General features: G+C 72.4%; 20 protein-coding genes. 19 read left to right on the top strand and 1 reads right to left on the bottom strand.

Annotated elements, in window-relative coordinates; translation table 11 throughout:
• Positions 1-47 precede the first annotated feature (47 nt).
• The 16 genes from AC07BF_RS02490 (at position 48) to AC07BF_RS02415 (ending at position 12,690) form a co-directional block, all read left to right on the top strand.
• On the top strand, positions 48-1,565 hold the full coding sequence (locus AC07BF_RS02490) for an AMP-binding protein (RefSeq protein ID WP_478332809.1): 1,518 nt from the start codon (positions 48-50) through the stop codon (positions 1,563-1,565).
• On the top strand, positions 1,562-1,831 hold the full coding sequence (locus tag AC07BF_RS02485) for an acyl carrier protein (protein ID WP_363583409.1): 270 nt from the start codon (positions 1,562-1,564) through the stop codon (positions 1,829-1,831). Before AC07BF_RS02490 ends, AC07BF_RS02485 begins: the two co-directional genes overlap by 4 nt.
• A gap of 2 nt (positions 1,832-1,833) precedes the next feature.
• Positions 1,834-2,889: an anthranilate phosphoribosyltransferase gene (locus AC07BF_RS02480; protein WP_478332808.1), complete on the top strand. Its 1,056-nt coding sequence runs from the start codon at positions 1,834-1,836 to the stop codon at positions 2,887-2,889.
• Positions 2,886-3,689, top strand: coding sequence for a tryptophan synthase subunit alpha (trpA, locus tag AC07BF_RS02475; RefSeq protein WP_363583405.1), 804 nt, complete (start codon positions 2,886-2,888; stop codon positions 3,687-3,689). Before AC07BF_RS02480 ends, trpA begins: the two co-directional genes overlap by 4 nt.
• 108 nt (positions 3,690-3,797) lie before the next feature.
• Positions 3,798-4,172: an ectoine synthase gene (locus AC07BF_RS02470; RefSeq protein WP_331744348.1), complete on the top strand. Its 375-nt coding sequence runs from the start codon at positions 3,798-3,800 to the stop codon at positions 4,170-4,172.
• Positions 4,173-4,184: 12 nt separating this feature from the next.
• Complete coding sequence (locus AC07BF_RS02465; RefSeq protein WP_363583403.1) at positions 4,185-5,324, top strand: acyl-CoA dehydrogenase family protein; 1,140 nt, start codon at positions 4,185-4,187, stop codon at positions 5,322-5,324.
• A gap of 6 nt (positions 5,325-5,330) precedes the next feature.
• The gene (locus AC07BF_RS02460) at positions 5,331-6,005 is read left to right on the top strand and encodes a phosphoribosylanthranilate isomerase (protein WP_363583401.1); all 675 of its coding nucleotides are present in this window, start codon (positions 5,331-5,333) and stop codon (positions 6,003-6,005) included.
• Entirely contained in the window at positions 6,006-6,857 is an 852-nt protein-coding gene (locus AC07BF_RS02455; RefSeq protein ID WP_478317216.1) for a beta/alpha barrel domain-containing protein, read from the top strand.
• A gap of 4 nt (positions 6,858-6,861) precedes the next feature.
• Complete coding sequence (locus AC07BF_RS02450) at positions 6,862-7,077, top strand: MbtH family protein (RefSeq protein ID WP_363629998.1); 216 nt, start codon at positions 6,862-6,864, stop codon at positions 7,075-7,077.
• A 32-nt stretch (positions 7,078-7,109) separates the two neighbouring features.
• Complete coding sequence (locus AC07BF_RS02445; RefSeq protein ID WP_478332807.1) at positions 7,110-8,252, top strand: Glu/Leu/Phe/Val dehydrogenase dimerization domain-containing protein; 1,143 nt, start codon at positions 7,110-7,112, stop codon at positions 8,250-8,252.
• Positions 8,253-8,369: 117 nt separating this feature from the next.
• Positions 8,370-8,819: a TIGR03618 family F420-dependent PPOX class oxidoreductase gene (locus AC07BF_RS02440; RefSeq protein WP_363629994.1), complete on the top strand. Its 450-nt coding sequence runs from the start codon at positions 8,370-8,372 to the stop codon at positions 8,817-8,819.
• A gap of 205 nt (positions 8,820-9,024) precedes the next feature.
• Positions 9,025-9,873, top strand: coding sequence for a class I SAM-dependent methyltransferase (locus tag AC07BF_RS02435; RefSeq protein ID WP_400808380.1), 849 nt, complete (start codon positions 9,025-9,027; stop codon positions 9,871-9,873).
• Positions 9,874-10,314: 441 nt separating this feature from the next.
• Positions 10,315-11,649 carry a TolB-like translocation protein gene (locus tag AC07BF_RS02430; protein ID WP_400808383.1) on the top strand — a complete coding sequence of 445 codons (1,335 nt, stop codon included), beginning with the start codon at positions 10,315-10,317 and terminating at the stop codon, positions 11,647-11,649.
• Positions 11,650-11,758: 109 nt separating this feature from the next.
• Positions 11,759-12,289, top strand: coding sequence for a GNAT family N-acetyltransferase (locus AC07BF_RS02425; protein WP_400808386.1), 531 nt, complete (start codon positions 11,759-11,761; stop codon positions 12,287-12,289).
• Positions 12,286-12,450 carry a hypothetical protein gene (locus AC07BF_RS02420; protein WP_400335213.1) on the top strand — a complete coding sequence of 55 codons (165 nt, stop codon included), beginning with the start codon at positions 12,286-12,288 and terminating at the stop codon, positions 12,448-12,450. Before AC07BF_RS02425 ends, AC07BF_RS02420 begins: the two co-directional genes overlap by 4 nt.
• Before the next feature lie 66 nt (positions 12,451-12,516).
• Positions 12,517-12,690 (top strand): hypothetical protein, encoded by a 174-nt coding sequence (locus AC07BF_RS02415; protein ID WP_400808389.1) that lies wholly within the window; start codon positions 12,517-12,519, stop codon positions 12,688-12,690.
• Here the strand turns inward: AC07BF_RS02415 and AC07BF_RS02410 are convergent.
• Entirely contained in the window at positions 12,665-13,177 is a 513-nt protein-coding gene (locus AC07BF_RS02410) for a GNAT family N-acetyltransferase (RefSeq protein ID WP_363629986.1), read from the bottom strand. The genes AC07BF_RS02415 and AC07BF_RS02410 overlap by 26 nt on opposite strands.
• Positions 13,178-13,426: 249 nt before the next feature.
• On the opposite strand from AC07BF_RS02410, the gene AC07BF_RS02405 reads away from it, so the two are divergent.
• The 3 genes from AC07BF_RS02405 to AC07BF_RS02395 all read left to right on the top strand — a co-directional run bounded on the left by AC07BF_RS02405 (position 13,427) and on the right by AC07BF_RS02395 (position 15,198).
• Positions 13,427-13,759: a PadR family transcriptional regulator gene (locus tag AC07BF_RS02405; RefSeq protein ID WP_079136622.1), complete on the top strand. Its 333-nt coding sequence runs from the start codon at positions 13,427-13,429 to the stop codon at positions 13,757-13,759.
• Complete coding sequence (locus AC07BF_RS02400; protein ID WP_478332806.1) at positions 13,756-14,721, top strand: hypothetical protein; 966 nt, start codon at positions 13,756-13,758, stop codon at positions 14,719-14,721. The genes AC07BF_RS02405 and AC07BF_RS02400 overlap by 4 nt, the downstream gene beginning before the upstream one ends.
• Positions 14,722-15,015: 294 nt before the next feature.
• Positions 15,016-15,198 carry a hypothetical protein gene (locus AC07BF_RS02395; RefSeq protein WP_363629982.1) on the top strand — a complete coding sequence of 61 codons (183 nt, stop codon included), beginning with the start codon at positions 15,016-15,018 and terminating at the stop codon, positions 15,196-15,198.
• Positions 15,199-15,243 lie beyond the last annotated feature (45 nt).

Genomic DNA, 15,243 nt, shown 5'->3' with positions numbered 1-15,243 from the left:
CCGTTGTATATGAACCCACCCCGTTGCATGAACTCGGAGAAGTCGTGATGCAGCAGCAGAGTCTGGTGGGTTCATTCGTCTCGCACGCCACCGGCCACCCCGGTGATCCGGCGCTGATATGGCGCGGAGAAGAGACGACCTACCGTGAACTCCACCAGCTGGCGGAGCGGGAGCGCGTCCGGATCGCCCGGCTCGCCCCGGGCGGGGACGAGCCGGTCGGCATCCCGGCCGCCAAGTCGCCCTCGACGATCGCCCTGATGCTCGCCTGCCTGCTGGAAGGGCGGCGCTTCCTGCTGCTGCCGGCGCCCACGCCGGAGGGGAGGGCGCCCCACACGTTGGTCGAGCAGGCCGGGATCCGGCACGTCCTGTCGCCGGAGAGCCCCCGGGCGCCCGGACCCGGGCCGGGCGCCCCGGACCGGCCGGCGGAACCGGAGGCGCCGCGCCGTACGGAGCCCGCCGACGTCTCCTTCATGTTCACCACCTCCGGTTCCACCGGGCGGCCGAAGATCGTGCCACTGAGCACGGGGGCGGTGGACCGCTTCACCACCTGGGCCGGCGAGCGGTTCGGCGTCCGCCGGGGAACGACGGTCCTCAACTACGCCCCGCTCACCTTCGACCTGTGCCTGCTGGACATCTGGACCACGCTCAAGTACGGCGGCCGCGTCGTCCTGGTCGATCCGGCCCGGGCCACCCAGCCGGGCTACCTGCTGGACCTCGTGTCCCGCCACGCGGTCCAACTCGTCCAGGCGGTACCGATGTTCTACCGGCTGCTGGTCGACGCGGCCGCCGGGAGCGGCCGGCGGCTCGACACGGTCGAGCACGTCGTCTTCACCGGCGACAGCATGCCCGCCCGCTGCCTGGCCGAACTCCCGCAGCTGTTCACCGGCGCGCGGTTCTACAACATCTACGGCTGTACCGAGACCAACGACAGCTTCCTGCACGAGGTCGACGGCACCGAGCCGGCGGACGGCCCGGTGCCGATCGGACGCCCGCTGCCCGGAGTCCACGCGGTGGTCGTCGGTGCCGACGGCGGGATCGTGACCGGGCCAGGGACCGGCGAGCTCCACGTCGCGACGCCGTTCCAGACCGACGGCTACCTGGACCGGGAGCAGGACGCGGACAGGTTCGCGACCCACCACCACGACGGGGAGGCGCGGCGCTACTTCCGCAGCGGCGACCTCGTGCGGCGTGACCGGGACGGCCGCATCACCCTGGAAGGCCGCAACGACCACCAGGTCAAGGTCCGCGGCGTGCGGGTCAACACCCACGAGGTCGAGCAGGTGCTGCTCGACCATCCCGACGTCGTCGAGGCGGCCGTGGTGACCGTGCCCGACCCGGTGGCCGGCCGCCTGCTGCGCAGCGTGGTCCGCCGCGCCCCGGACAGCCGGCTGAACTCGCTGGCGCTGCGCCGGCACTGCGCACAACGGCTTCCGCTCACCGCCGTCCCCTCGACCCTGCTGATCGTGGACGACCCGCTGCCCAGGACGTCCACCGGAAAGATCGACCGCACGCCCCTCCAGCCCGCCTGCTCCCCGTCCCAGCCAAACGAAGGAACGGCCACGTGAAACACGCCGCGGTAGTCACGCAGTTCATCATCGAGGAGTTCCTGCCGGACGTCGGCGCGAACGAACTGGACTCCGACTACGACCTCGTGGACGGCGGGGTCATCGACAGCCTCGGCCTGCTCAAGACGATCGCCTGGCTCGAGGACTGCTTCGACCTGCGCGTCGAGGAGATCGACCTCGACCTCGACCCGGACAGCTTCCGCTCGGTCGGCTCGATCAGCAGGTTCATCGAGCAGGCCCAGCAGCACCGGACGGACGCCCACTAGCCATGCACGAGGTGCTGCGAGCGCTGATCGACCGGGACCGCGCCGCCGTCGACCAGGAGATGTGGGGGTCCTTCTGGGACCAGCTGCGTGACGGCGCCCTCCGCTCCGGCGAGACGGTGGCGCTGCTGTCCTCGCTGTCCACCCGGATGCCCGATCGGGACACGCTGGTCGCCATGCTCCGCTCGCTGGACGAGCGCCGGCCGGCCGTCACCGCGCGGCTGGACCGCACGGCCAACATCGTCGGCACCGGAGGCGGGCCGGCCACGTTCAACATCTCCACCGCGGCGGCGTTCGTCGCCGCCGCCCTGGGCGTGCGCATCGTCAAGACGGGATCCCGCGCCTACACGAGCACCTGCGGCTCCCACGACCTGCTCGACCGCCTCGGCATCGGAACGACCACCTCCTACGAGCAGACCGACGCCCTGCTGGAACGCTTCGGCATCGCCTTCCCGGGGAACTTCGTCTACCCGCGGGAGGTGGCACTGCTGGCCCGGAGCATCGTGCCGATGGACCTGCGGATGATCGGCGGATTCATCAACTCCGTCGGCCCCTTCCTGGCCGCGGTGCCGGTCTCCGCCCAGTTCGTCGGTGTCTCGGACCATTCGCTGCTGCCGACTCTGGGCCAGGTCGCCGTCACCGTTGCCGACCGGAGGATCTGGCTGTGCTCCAACGAGCTGGGAGTCGACGAGCTCGTCAGCTCCGTCGACAACGTCGTCCTCACCAATGACGGCACCGACGCGATCCGACTGCGGGCCGAGGCTCCCGGGACTCCCGCAAGCGGCACCGACCCGATCGCCGGACTACGGCCGACCAGCGAGGGCGAGGACGTGGTCGACCACTTCCTCGGCGTGCTCTCCGGAGCCGGGACGGCTCTCGCAACGCGGACCGTCTGCCTGAACGCCGCCGCCCTGGCCGTCGCGAGCGGGCTGATCGACGGCTGGCCGGAGGCGATCAGGGCGGCCGACGACGCCCTCCGCAGCGACGCCGCCCGCGACCTCGTCGACCGCTTGCGCGCGCACCCGGCGCGCCGCGTGATCACCACGCCGCGTGCGCGGTGAGCGGGTTCTTCGCACGCCGGCCACCGGACCAGCCCGGCCTGGCGATGTTCCTCAACGCCGGAGATCCCCCGCTGCCCGTCCTGGCCGACGTCATGCGGATGCTCGACGACTGCCGCGTGGACTGCCTGGAGCTGGCGGTGCCCTTCCCCCACTCGGTCACCGACGGGCCGGTCATCCGCCGATCGGCGCAGCGGGCCCTGGCCGACGGCGTCGGACTCGACGAGGTGCTCGGACTCCTCAGCGGGATCCTGCCCCGGCTGCGCCACCTGCGGGTGGCGCTGCTGGCCGACTGGAGCCACACGGTCAGAGGCCTGACCGTGCCCGGCTTCGTCCGGCGGGTCGCCGACTCGGGCGTCGACGGCCTGCTGGTCCACGGCCTGCCGCCGCGGCTACGGGCCGGCTACCTCGAAGCGGTGCAGGAGGCGGGGCTGCCCGTGGTCGCCACCTGCTACGCCGCGTCGACGGCCGAGGTGAAGGCCGCAGCCGCCGAGTCCGCCACCGCGTACCTGTACCTGGTGGCCCACTACGGCCGCAGCGGCGGCGAGCTCACGGCCGACCGCCAGGAGCTGGCCGACGCGCTGGCCGCACTGCGCAGGACGACCGCCGTACCGATCGCCGTCGGATTCGGCGTCCGCTCCCGGGCGGACATCGACCTGCTGCACGGCCTCGGCGCCGACGCCGCGGTCGTGGGCAGCGCCGGGGTCGCCCGGATCGAGCACGCCCTCGCCGCAGGGGCCGACGTGGTCGAGGAGTTCCACACCTTCGTACAGACCGTTTCGCCGTACTCAGCAAACCGCTGATTCGGCAAGCCGCTCACTCAACAAACTGCTCATTCAGCAAACCGCTCACTCAACAAGCCGCTCATTCGGCAAACCGCTGATTCGGCAAACCGCTAGGAGGCACACCCGATGATCGTCCGACGCCTTGACGAGGTGACCACCGTGGACTGGGGCAACGGGCTCAGCCGCAGGTTCCTTCTCGAATCCGACGGCCTGGGCTACACGATGACGGACACCACCGTCCGCGCCGGCACCAAGTCGAGGCTGGAGTACCGCCGTCATCTGGAGGCCTGCTACTGCATCGAGGGAACGGGGCAGGTCGTGAACGCCGACGGCACGTCCCACCCGATCGAGCCGGGCACGCTGTACGCGCTCGACCTGCACGACGCCCACTTCCTGATCGCGGACCAGGACGCGGACCTCCGCCTGGTGTGCGTGTTCTCGCCCGCGTTGCGCGGCGACGAACGCCACAACCTGGACTCGACCGATTTCTCCGAGTACTAACAGGACTGACAGATGATCAGCTGGAACGCCGACCAGATCGCTCTGGGCGAGGGCATCGCCCAGTGGTGCGAGGAACTCAGCTCGGGCCATCTCGAAGGGGACGCGGAAGGCGCCTTCCCGTGGGACAAGTGGAAGCTGATCCAGCGGTCCGGAATCCTCGGCCTGCCGTTCGACGAGCAGTGGGGCGGGCTGGGCCAGGACCTACTCACCACCATGCACGTGCTCGAACAACTCGGCACCGGGTGCCGTGACGGCGGACTGAACTTCTCGGTCGCCACCCACCTGGTCAGCGTCGGAGTCCCGCTGCAACGGTTCGGCTCGCCGGAGCTCAAGGCGCGCCACCTGCCGGGGATCTGCTCGGGAGAGACGATCGGGGCGCACGCGATCAGCGAGACCGAGAGCGGCTCCGACGCGCTGGCGATGAGGACCACGGCCACCCGCGAGGGCGACGGCTTCGTGCTGCGGGGCGGCAAGGCCTTCATCACCAACGGCCCGGTGGCCGACGTGTTCGTGGTCTACGCGCGCACCCACCCGAAGGCCGGCCCGCTCAGCATCACCGCCTTCGTCGTGGAGCGGGACACCCCGGGGCTCGTCGTCGGGCCGCCCGTCGCCACCATGGGGCTGCGGACGGCGCCGCTGGGCGAACTGCACTTCGACGACTGCCGGATCCCCGCATCCGCCGTGATCGGCCGGGTCGGATCAGGGTTCCTGGTCCTGGACCACGTGATGAAGTGGGAGATCCTCTGCTCCTTCGTCATCAACACCGGGCAGATGCGCTACCGGCTCGACCGCTGCGTCGAGTACGCCAAGGAGCGCGTCCAGTTCGGCAGTCCGATCGGCTCGTACCAGTCGATCTCCCACAAGCTCGTGGACATGAGCATCGGCTTGGACACCGCGCGGAAGTGGCTCTACGACACGGCCGTCCGGCTGACGGAGGGCGAGAACGTCACGAGGGACATCGCCGTCAGCAAGGTCCTCGCCAGCGAGAGCAACCTCTCCTCCGCACTGGCCGCCGTGCAGATCTTCGGTGGCAGCGGGTACCTGGCCGAGTACGGACTGGAGAAGGACGTGCGCGACGCGGTCGCCGGCCCGATCTACTCGGGCACGTCGGAGATCCAACGCAACCGCATCGCCGCCATGTTGGGGTTGTGACACCTGATGCTGGTCAAGATCTGCGGAGCCGCCTCGGCCGAGGACGTGGCATCGCTCGACAGCGCCGGAGCCGACTTCGTCGGCCTGTGGCACGGCGTCCCAGGCGGCCGTGCCGACCTGACGCTCAGTCAACTCGCCTCCCTCGCCGACGCCGTACACCGAACGGCGCGCATGCATCCGGTCCTCGTGACCTTCCTCAACGACGCCGAGACGCTGCGCGCGGCGACGGCCGCGGCCCGGGTCCGGTGGGTCCAACTGCACGGCTACCAGCCGCCGGGCCTGGTCCGCGCCCTGAAGGGCACCACGGACCTCACCGTGGTCAAGGTGCTGCACCTCGGCACGGACACCCGCGCGGAGCGGTCCCTGATCGCGGCGTACGAGCGGGCCGGAACGGACCTCTTCCTGCTGGACGCGGTCGCCGGAGACGGCCGGATCGGCAGCACCGGGCAACCGGCGGACTGCGGGGCCGTCATCGAGATCGCGGACCGCCTCTCGCGGCCCTTCCTGCTGGCCGGCGGCATCTCGGCCGACAACCGGGAGGACTACCGGGCGGTGCTGGACCACCCCCTGTTCCTGGGCATCGACGTGGACACGGCGGCCAGGGACGGCGACGGACGACTGAGCGCCGACCGGGTCACGGCCGTACGGCGCGGCTGGCGTGATCCGAAAGCGAGGGCCTAGATGACGGCCGCGTTCATCGAGGCGCTGCTGGACGCCCGCCGACCGGTGATCATGGAGCTCAAACGGCAGGACGCCGCCGGGCACGACCTGTTCGGTGACAGGTCGGCCGCCCGGCTGGTCGCCGACTACCAGGACGTCGGCGCACCGTGCCTGTCCGTGGTGACCGGCCGGTGGTTCGGCGGCACCCCGGACCTGCTGCACGAGGTCGTGGCGGCAACGGACCTGCCCGTGCTGCAGAAGGACTTCATCACCCGCCGGAGCCAACTGCACCAGGCCCGCGAGAGCGGCGCGTCCGCGGTCCTGCTCACCGCCGCGCTGCTGCCGCGCGCCACCCTGGGCCATCTGGTCGAGCTCGGCCTGAGCCTGGGCCTGACGCCGTTCGTCGAGGTCACCACCGAGGAGGAGATCAGCCGCGTGCCGCGCGCCGAGGAGTGCGTGGTCGCGGTGAACAACAAGGACATCGCCACCCGCGAACGCGGCGCGGGCGACCTCGGGCGAAGCTCGTCGCTCCTGCCCGCGGTGCTGGGCAGCGGCACCCGGTGCCCGGTGAGTGCCGGGGCCATCCGCTGCCCCGATGACGCCGCCCGCCTGCTCGGTGAGGGCTTCGCAGGTGTACTCATCGGAACGGGCCTCCTGCGCGCCGCCAGCCTTCCGCAATGGCTGGACGGCCTCGACACCCACCTCGACTCCCGTCTTGGCACCCACCTCGACTCCCGTCTTGGCACCCACCTCGACTCCCGTCTTGGCACCCACCTCGACTCCCGTCTTGGCACCCGTCTCGACGCCGGCCGCGAACCGGCTCCACCCGTCCGCCGCCCGGCGGACCCCCCGACCACCGACATCTGGAGGTAACGGCATGACCAGCGAAGCATCCGAGCAGTGGAAGGTCGTCGTCAACGACGAGGAGCAGTACTCGATCTGGTCCGCCGACCGCGAGTCGCCGGCGGGCTGGCGCGAGGTCGGCGTCCGGGGCGCGAAGGACGAATGCCTCGCGCACATCGAACACGTGTGGACCGACATGCGCCCCCGCAGCCTGCGCCTGCGGTCCGTCCCGGAGGGCGGTGCGCAGTGAACCGGACGCTCGCACCGCACGGCGCACGCCCGGTGGCCGAGCCCCTGCTCTCCACCACCCTGAACCTCCCGGGGTGCCAGGCCCGGGGCTGGGTCGTCGTCGACTCCATGGTCGACGGCCTGGCCCTGGGCGGCACCAGGATGACCCGGACGGTGACCGAACAGGAGCTGACCGGGCTCGCCAGGGCGATGACCCACAAGCTGGCACTGGTCGGCCTGCCCATCGGTGGCGCCAAGGCCGGCATCGCACCCGATCCGGGCGCCACCGTCGAACGGCGGGCGGTGATGCGGGGGTTCGGCCGCGCCGCGGCCCCGCTGCTGCACGGCGGGGTGTACCTGGGGTGCGACCAGGGCACCACCTACGCCGACCGGCAGGTCGCCTTCGAGGCCGCCGGGTACGACGTCACCCGCCGCCCCGGCACCACCCGTCTCACCGTCGACTGGGCCGAACTGTGGGACCACATGGCCGACATCACCGGGTTCGGCGTGGCCGTCGCGGTGCTCGGGGCCCTACGGGCCTCCGGTGCGCGGACCCCGCAGCGCATCGCGATCCAGGGCTTCGGCACCGTCGGGCGCGCGGTGGCCGGCCACCTGGCCGCCCACGGCCACTCGGTGGTGGCCGTGGCCGACGTCCGGGGCACCATCGAGGACCAGCGCGGACTGCCCGTCGCCGAACTCGCCGCGCTCACCAGCAGCGACGGCACGATCGACCGGAGCCGCCTGCCCACCCGGGTCACCGTCCACGGGCCCGGCCAGACGTGGCTGCACGTCGACGCCGACGTGCTGGTGCTGGCGGCATCCGCCTCCGCGGTCGACGAGGAGGCGGTGCCGGCGGTCCGGGCCGGCCTGGTGGTCGAGGGCGGAAACCTGAGCTGCACCCCGCCCGCCCGCCGGTTGCTGCGCGAGGCCGGCCACACCGTCCTGCCGGACGTGGTCGTCAACGTCGGCGGAGCGGCGGCAACCGGGTGCGTGCTCGCCGGGCTGGCCCCGTCCGACCTGCCGCTCCCGCAGCTGTCCGAGTGGCTGCGCGAATGGGTCTCCAGCAGGATCGCCAGGAACTGCGAGCTGGTGCAGGAGCTGAGCGCCTCGGGCAGCGCCGATCCGGTCGCGCAGCTCCTCGGTTCGCGCGGAGCCCCGGCGGGCGCCTCCGAACCGGAGGTGCCGGCCGAGCGGTGACCCGGCGGGAGGTGTCGGCCGAACGGTGACCGGCGGGAGGACGCGCCCTCGCGGCCTCACTCGAACGTGGCTTCACTCGAAGCGAACCGCCCCCTTCGTGGTTGCTAGCCTCCCCGGATGACCGCGACATTCGACGAAGCCGTCCGCGCCCGGCTGCGGGCACCCAACATCTGGTACGTCGGCACCGTGTTCGCCGACGGAGCACCGCAGGTCAGCCCGATGTGGGTGGATCTGGAGGGCGAGGGGGAGCTGACGTTCAACACCTCGGTGGGGCGGGTGAAGGAGGAGAACCTCCGTCGCGACCCGCGCGTCTACCTCTCGCACGCGGACGCCACCGACCCCTTCGACCGCGTGCAGATCAGTGGCGTGGTGGCCCGCTTCGTCGAGGGCGAGGAGGCGCGTGACCGGATGGACCGGCTGGCCCGCAAGTACCTGGGCGTCGAACGCTTCGAGTGGACCATGCCCGGTGAGCAGCGGGTCGCGGTGATCGTGCGCCCGCTCAAGGTGCGGCACATCGTCGGGGTGGAGCGCTTCCGTCCCGGCGGGCCCGTCCCTGCCCCTGAGTAGTGCTCCTGCCGGGCGTCGTCATCGAGACCCGGCGACGGGTCGCCGTTCCGGAGGCCGGTGCGGAGGCCAGTGCAGCGACTCGTCAGCGACCGAAGCGACCGAAGCGACTCAAGGTCGGCGGTCAGTGCGCGCATGCGCGACCGGCCGCGCGTGAACCCGGCTCCCCTCATCAGGCCCCTCGGGATCGATCATCTAGGCTGGCGCGGTGACTGATGAGCAGGAGCGGGTGCAGCCGTCGGGAGTGTGGGCCACGGCGGTGGGGGTGGCCAGGGTGCGGGCGCTGGAGACCGAGCGGGTGGACGCGTTGTTCCGCGACCCGCTGGCACAGGCCTTCGCCACCGCCGGCGGCCTGTGGCCCTCCTCGCCGCCACCCGCTGACGAGTCCGCGCGCCGCCGCCGACTGACCGTGTCGTTCTCCATCGTCATCAGGACGAAGTTCCTCGACGACCTGTTGCGGCAGGCCTCCGCGTCCGGGGTCCGGCAGGTCGTACTGCTCGGCGCCGGCATGGACAGCCGCGCCTTCCGGATGGACTGGCCCGAGGGCACCCGGCTGTTCGAGGTCGACACCTCCGCGCCACTGGACTTCAAGGCCTCGGTGCTGCGCCAGGAGCGGGCCGTCGCACGCTGCGAGCGGATCACCGTCGCGGCGGATCTGCGGGAGGACTGGCCGGCCGCGCTGGCCGCCGCAGGGCACGACCCGGCCGCGCCGACCGTGTGGATCGCCGAAGGACTGCTGATCTATCTGCCCGAGGACGCGGTGGAGCTGCTGCTGGCCCGGATCAGCGCGCAGTCGGCGGCAGGCAGTCGGATGGGGCTGACGTTGGGCTCGCGCGGCGTGATCGAGCGCTTCGGCGCGGACGCCGTGCCGGGCTCGGCGGCGTCCATGTGGGTCTCGGAGATGCCCGACGACCCGGTGCGCTGGCTGGCCGGGCACGGCTGGGAGGCCGACAGCCACACCCTGCGCGAGCGCGCCGCCGCCTACGGCCGCCCGGTCAGCACCCCGGCGCAGCGCGAGGAGCAGCCCGGCGGACTGGTCTCGGCGGTCCGCCGGTAGGGCGCCTCCCGGTTCCCCGGTTCCCCGGTTCTCCGGTTCTGCGGTTCTGCGGTTCCCCGGATCATCGGTTCCAGGGGAGCCTGATCCGCCCAACAGCCGCCCGGACGCTGCCACTTCACGTGAACGAATCCAGGCCGCCGGCGGGGACGTCCCGCTGGAGGTCGCGGATGTGCGGGACCGTGGCCGCCACGTCCAGCGCGTTCCGGCAAAGGGTTCGTCAACGGTCATTCCCGAACTCCCGGATCCCGCAGGTGGCATGCCCACCGGGTCCGGCCGGACCGGCATTCGCCGTGGTCGGGAGGTGGAGGGGAGTTGGCGAAATCGTGTCCATGACCGGTCCGGCCCCGTTGACCGCCGGTACGGCCGGGCGGTTGGCTCGGCCCGAGCCGGCCGGCGGGGGCGGGAGGCGGTACGGCCCGAGGCAAGGGGAGGACGGTTCAGGTGGAACGGACGAACGCGAGGACCCGCGGCCGGTGGGCGGTACGGGCCGGCAGCGTGCTGGCAGCCGCACTCCTGGCCGCCACCACGGCCCAGGTCCAGGCCCAGGCCCAGGCCGCGCCGCTCCCGGAGGGCACCGTCACGGTGAACGTCGCCCCCGACGGCACCCCGGCCGACGACTGGTCGGAGCCGCTCGGCCTGAGCGCCGACGGCCGCTACGCCCTCTTCACCTCGCTGGCCGCCAACCTGGTGCCCGGCGACACCAACCGCCTGTACGACGTGTTCGTCCGCGACCTGTGGACCGGGCACACCGAGCGGGTGAGCGTGGCCGACGACGGCGGCCAGCTCGACGGCTCCACCAACCAGGCGGCGATCAGCGCCGACGGCCGGTACGTGGCCTTCAGCACGAACGCCGCCGACGTCGTCCCGGGGCAGCACGGCGGCGGCCGGTTCGACGTCTACGTCCGCGACCGCTGGACCGGCCGCACCGAACCGCTCAGCGCGGGCACCGGCGCCGGCAACTCGCTCGACCCGGCGATCAGCGCCGACGGCCGGTACGTCGCGTACACCTCGGACCGCTCCGACCTCGCCCCCGGCACCCAGCCCGGCGTCCAGCCCGGCGTCCAGAACATCCACCTGACGGACCGCCGGACCGGCACCACCCGTCTGGTCAGCACCGGCCGCGACGGCGCCCCCGCCGACGGCGGCTCGGTCGAGCCCTCACTCAGCGCCGACGGCCAGACCGTCGCCTTCCGCTCCAAGGCGACCAACCTGCTGCCGACCGCGCCCACGACGGCCACAACGGCCACGGCCGCCACCAAGCCCCCGCCCGCACGGCAGCTCTTCCCGCTCTACACCTACGACGCGCGCACCGGCCGGATCCAGGGCGCCAGCATCGACGCCGCCGGCACCCTGCGCGACGCCGCCAAGGCCGGACGCCTCAGCCCCGACGGCCGCTACGCCCTCTTCCGCGTCTTCGAGCGCGAGCAGGACGTCGTCCAGGTCCGCCTCTACGCCCGCGACCTGCGCACGGGCACGGTGACCACGGTCTCCGCCGTCGACTCCCAGCCCGCCGTCATGACCGCCGACGACCGCTGGGTCTACTTCGCCTCCGACTCCGCCGCCCTCGTCCCCGGCGACACCAACGGCGTCGCGGACGTCTTCCGCCGCGACCTGTGGACCGGCCGGACCGAACGCGTCAGCACGGCGGCCGACGGCAGCCAGCGCCCCGGCGCCTCCACCGCCCCCAGCGTGGACGCCCTCGGCACGACGGTCCTGTTCAGCACCCTGAACGGAACCGGCGCGGAGCTCCTGGCCCGCCGCCTGCCGCCACTCTGACTCCGGTCGAACTCCCCTCTCCGGCACTCCCGATGACGGCGACGGTGCAACGCGCCGGAGAGGGTCCAATTCGGTTGAGCGGCCGACACGGCCCTGATAACAATGTGACATGATACAAGGACTCAAGATCGCCCTCCGCGCACGCCACGAGAGCGACGTAGCCGTTCTGCAGACCGAACTGTACGACGACGTCGCCGTCCGATCCCGGGCCGACTCCCGCCCCTGGCGGCCCATCTCGCCGGGCGCGGCAGAGTCCCCCTACGCGCTGACCCCGCCCTCGGAGGAAGCGGCCTGCTTCTCCGTACTGGAGCTGGCCTCGGGGGAGTTGGCCGGGGAGGCCGTGCTCTGGGGCATCGACACCCACAACCGCACCGCCCACCTCGGGATCGCCCTGCGCCCGGGCCTGCGCGGCCGGGGCCTGGGCACGGATGTGGTCAGGGTGCTCTGCCAGTACGGCTTCGCGGTACGCGGCTTGCACCGGCTGCAACTGGAGACCCTCGCCGACAACACTCCGATGATCGCGGCCGCCCGCAGGGCCGGCTTCACCCTGGAGGGAACGCTCCGCCGCTCCGCCTGGGTGTGCGGCGAGTTCGCGGACGAGGCCGTCCTCGGGCTCCTCGCCGAAGAGTGGAGGCCGTGACCATACCTACCAACACGGAGATCATCGGCCTGGCCCTGGACCGGATCACGGCCGGGTACGTCTTCCCCCAGCGAGTCGTGGGTGTCGTGCCGGACCTCGCCACCACCTCGGGGCAGGCGCTTGCGGCGGCGCACAAGGACGCACTGCACCGCGCGGCATAGCCGCCTCAGCGCCTTCGGTGACGCCCGGAGCCTTGCAGGGACCGGGACGTCGGGGCCGCTTGCGGGGTGGCCGATCCGGTCGGCGACGGGTGGGGCGCCGTCGGCCGGGGCGAGGCTCCGGATGACGACGTTGACGTCGACCGCGGTGATGATCACACGGAACGGGATACCGCCGCCGTCGCTGATCAGGTGGTCCTTGTGGATCCGACGTTCGTCATCCTGAAGGCCGCGAAAGGGTGAACTGCTCCATCTCGGTCCCGTAGTAGCGGTCAGTCAGTCCGCGCCCGGCCATCCCCAACCGGCGGCAGACCGCCATCGAAGGATCGTTGCCCGGCCGAACGACCGCGTGGACCTCCGCCAGCCCGCTCGCGAACCCGGCCGCCACCAGAGCCTGGGCCGCCTCAGTGGCGAAACCGCTCCCCCAGCTGTCGGGATGGAAGTGCCACCCCACCTCCACCGCGCCGTCCCCGTCCGGAATCGGCGCCAGCAGCACCGTGCCTACCAGCACTGCCGTGTCCCGCCGCTCCACGGCCCAGCACCCGAACGGCGGGTTCACCGACCGTTCCCGGAAGCGCCCGATCAGCGCCTCCGCGGCCCCCTCGTCCGCCAGCACCTTCGGCTCCGCGCCCAGCCACCGGGCGACCTCCCAGCGGGAGTAGATGTCCAGCGCACGGTCGCGGTCGGCGGGCCGCCACTGGCGCAGGGTCAGGCGTTCGGTCTCGTACACGGGATCTCCGGGGTGAGGGTGGGCATGCCTGCGGGCGATCCTCCTCCTCGTGGACCACAGCAGCCACGGGATTTCCGTCGCGTGGAGTGCCGACCCCCTTGCTCGGCGAACGTCACCGCCACCCGCCGTCGACGACGCCGTCACCACCGGCTCCAGCAGCTCCTGGTGAGCCCGGATCCGTTTCACAGGGGCCTTGCCAGACACTACGGTCACCGTACTATGGTGGGGAACGTGAAGAACAAACGCTCCATGCAGGAGCCGACCTTCCTGCTCCTCACCGCGCTGGCCGACCGGCCCCGGCACGGCTACGCGCTCGGCGACGAGGTCGCCGCGATCTCCGAAGGCCGGGTACGGCTCGGCGCCGGCAGCCTGTACGGCACCCTCGACCGGCTCCTGGCCGAGGGGCTGATCCGCGTCGAGCGCGAGGAGACGGTGGACGGGCGCCCCCGGCGCGTGTTCGCCCTCACCCCGGACGGTGAACAGTCGCTCAGGAACGAGGCCGAACGCCTCCGCTCCGCACTGCGCGAGGCCGACCGGCGCCTGACGCAGACCTGGACCCGTCCCGCAGGAGGCACGGCATGACCTCGGAGCACCCCTTGAACACGCGCCTGCTGCAACGGGCCCTCCGGCTGTACCCGGCTTCCTACGGCGCCGGTGCACTCGCGGAGGTCGCCGACCTCGCCCAGCACCGGATCGCCCGCTCCGGCTCCGCGGCGGGGCTGCGCGAGGTGGCCGACGTCGCCGGGCACGGGGCCCGGCTCCGGCTGGGGATGGTCTCCCACCGGCCGCCGGGCCGGGCGTTCGCCACCGCGGCGCCGCTCGCCGCGATGCTGGCCGGAACGTACGCGGCGACCTACCTGTGGCGGAACCTGCGGCTCGCCATCAGCCCCGAGTCCCCCGGCTTCCCCGCCGGAGTCCCGGTGGGAGGCGCGCTCCTGGCGGCGACGTCGCTGCTCGTCCCCGCTGTGCTGACGGCCTGCGCGGTCGTGGCCGGCCGCTGGTCGGCCGCACGGGCCCTGGCCCTGGTGTCGCTGGTACTGGCGCCGCTGTTCTACGCCATGTGCCGCTTCGGGCTGCTCGACCTCGACTTCCGCACCGCGGCCGAACTCGGCCTCGGCCCCCGGGGGTTCGGGCTGATCGTGCTCAACACCCTCGTCCTGCTGGTCGCCCCGCCGGACCGGACCCGCAGGACCGGTGCCGGGCTCTGGCTGGTCGCCGCCACGGTCACGGCCCTGGGCATCGGCGCCACGATCACCGGCGAGTCCGCCGAGCGGATCCTCACCTCCGGCTTCGGCACCTGGGCCCCGCTCGCCACCGGTGCCGCCCTGGCCTTCACCGCCCGGACGGCCGGGAACGCGGCCCTGGCCGCGACCGTCCTGGCGGCGCCGCCCGTACTCACCCCCGTACTCCTCGGCGGCCACGCGTCGGTCGCGGCGATGCTGCCTCAGCTCCTCATCCCGTCCGCCTTCGGCTACCTGACGGCCCGAAGCGCGATCCTCCTCATCGACCGTCTCCCCCGACGGGGCCGTGTCTCCCGCCCCTGACCGGCTCCGCGCCAGGACGCCCTGGCCCTCTCCCCCGGTGAGTCCGGCCGGCCGGAGCTCGGCGAAGGCCGACGCGCCGAGGTGCCGCAACAAGGTCGGTAGGTCCGGACATCGGTCTGTCGGAACAGCCGTCGTGCTCACGGCTCCGACAGCACCGATGTCGAGGCGCCCTTGCTGGAACTGACGGCCTACCGAGAAACCACCACCCGACTCCATCCGCGACCGGGGCGACCGGACGTGGCGGCGAGTTCCGTGGGCGGTCCGCTGCTGTGGCCGTCGCGGGAGAAGGGACCCGTGCTGAGAACCACGAGCGAGCTCGTCATGTTCGACGCCGCCTACTTCGGCACCGAGGTCGGGACGCTCGCGGACAGCACCGTTCTCGATCTCGGCACCGGCCGCCACCGGGTGGACTCGGCGAGCATCGAGCCCGACCACCTCACGTGCTTCCGCGTCCACCGATTCGTCGAGCTGACCTGACCAGTCGTTGGCGCGGAGAGGGTCTGCGAGGTACGGCTCGGCGGG

Source organism: Kitasatospora sp. NPDC043950 (genome assembly GCF_056435345.1).
The sequence above is the reverse complement of the archived record's forward strand: the minus strand, read 5'-3'. Positions and strand labels throughout refer to the sequence as shown.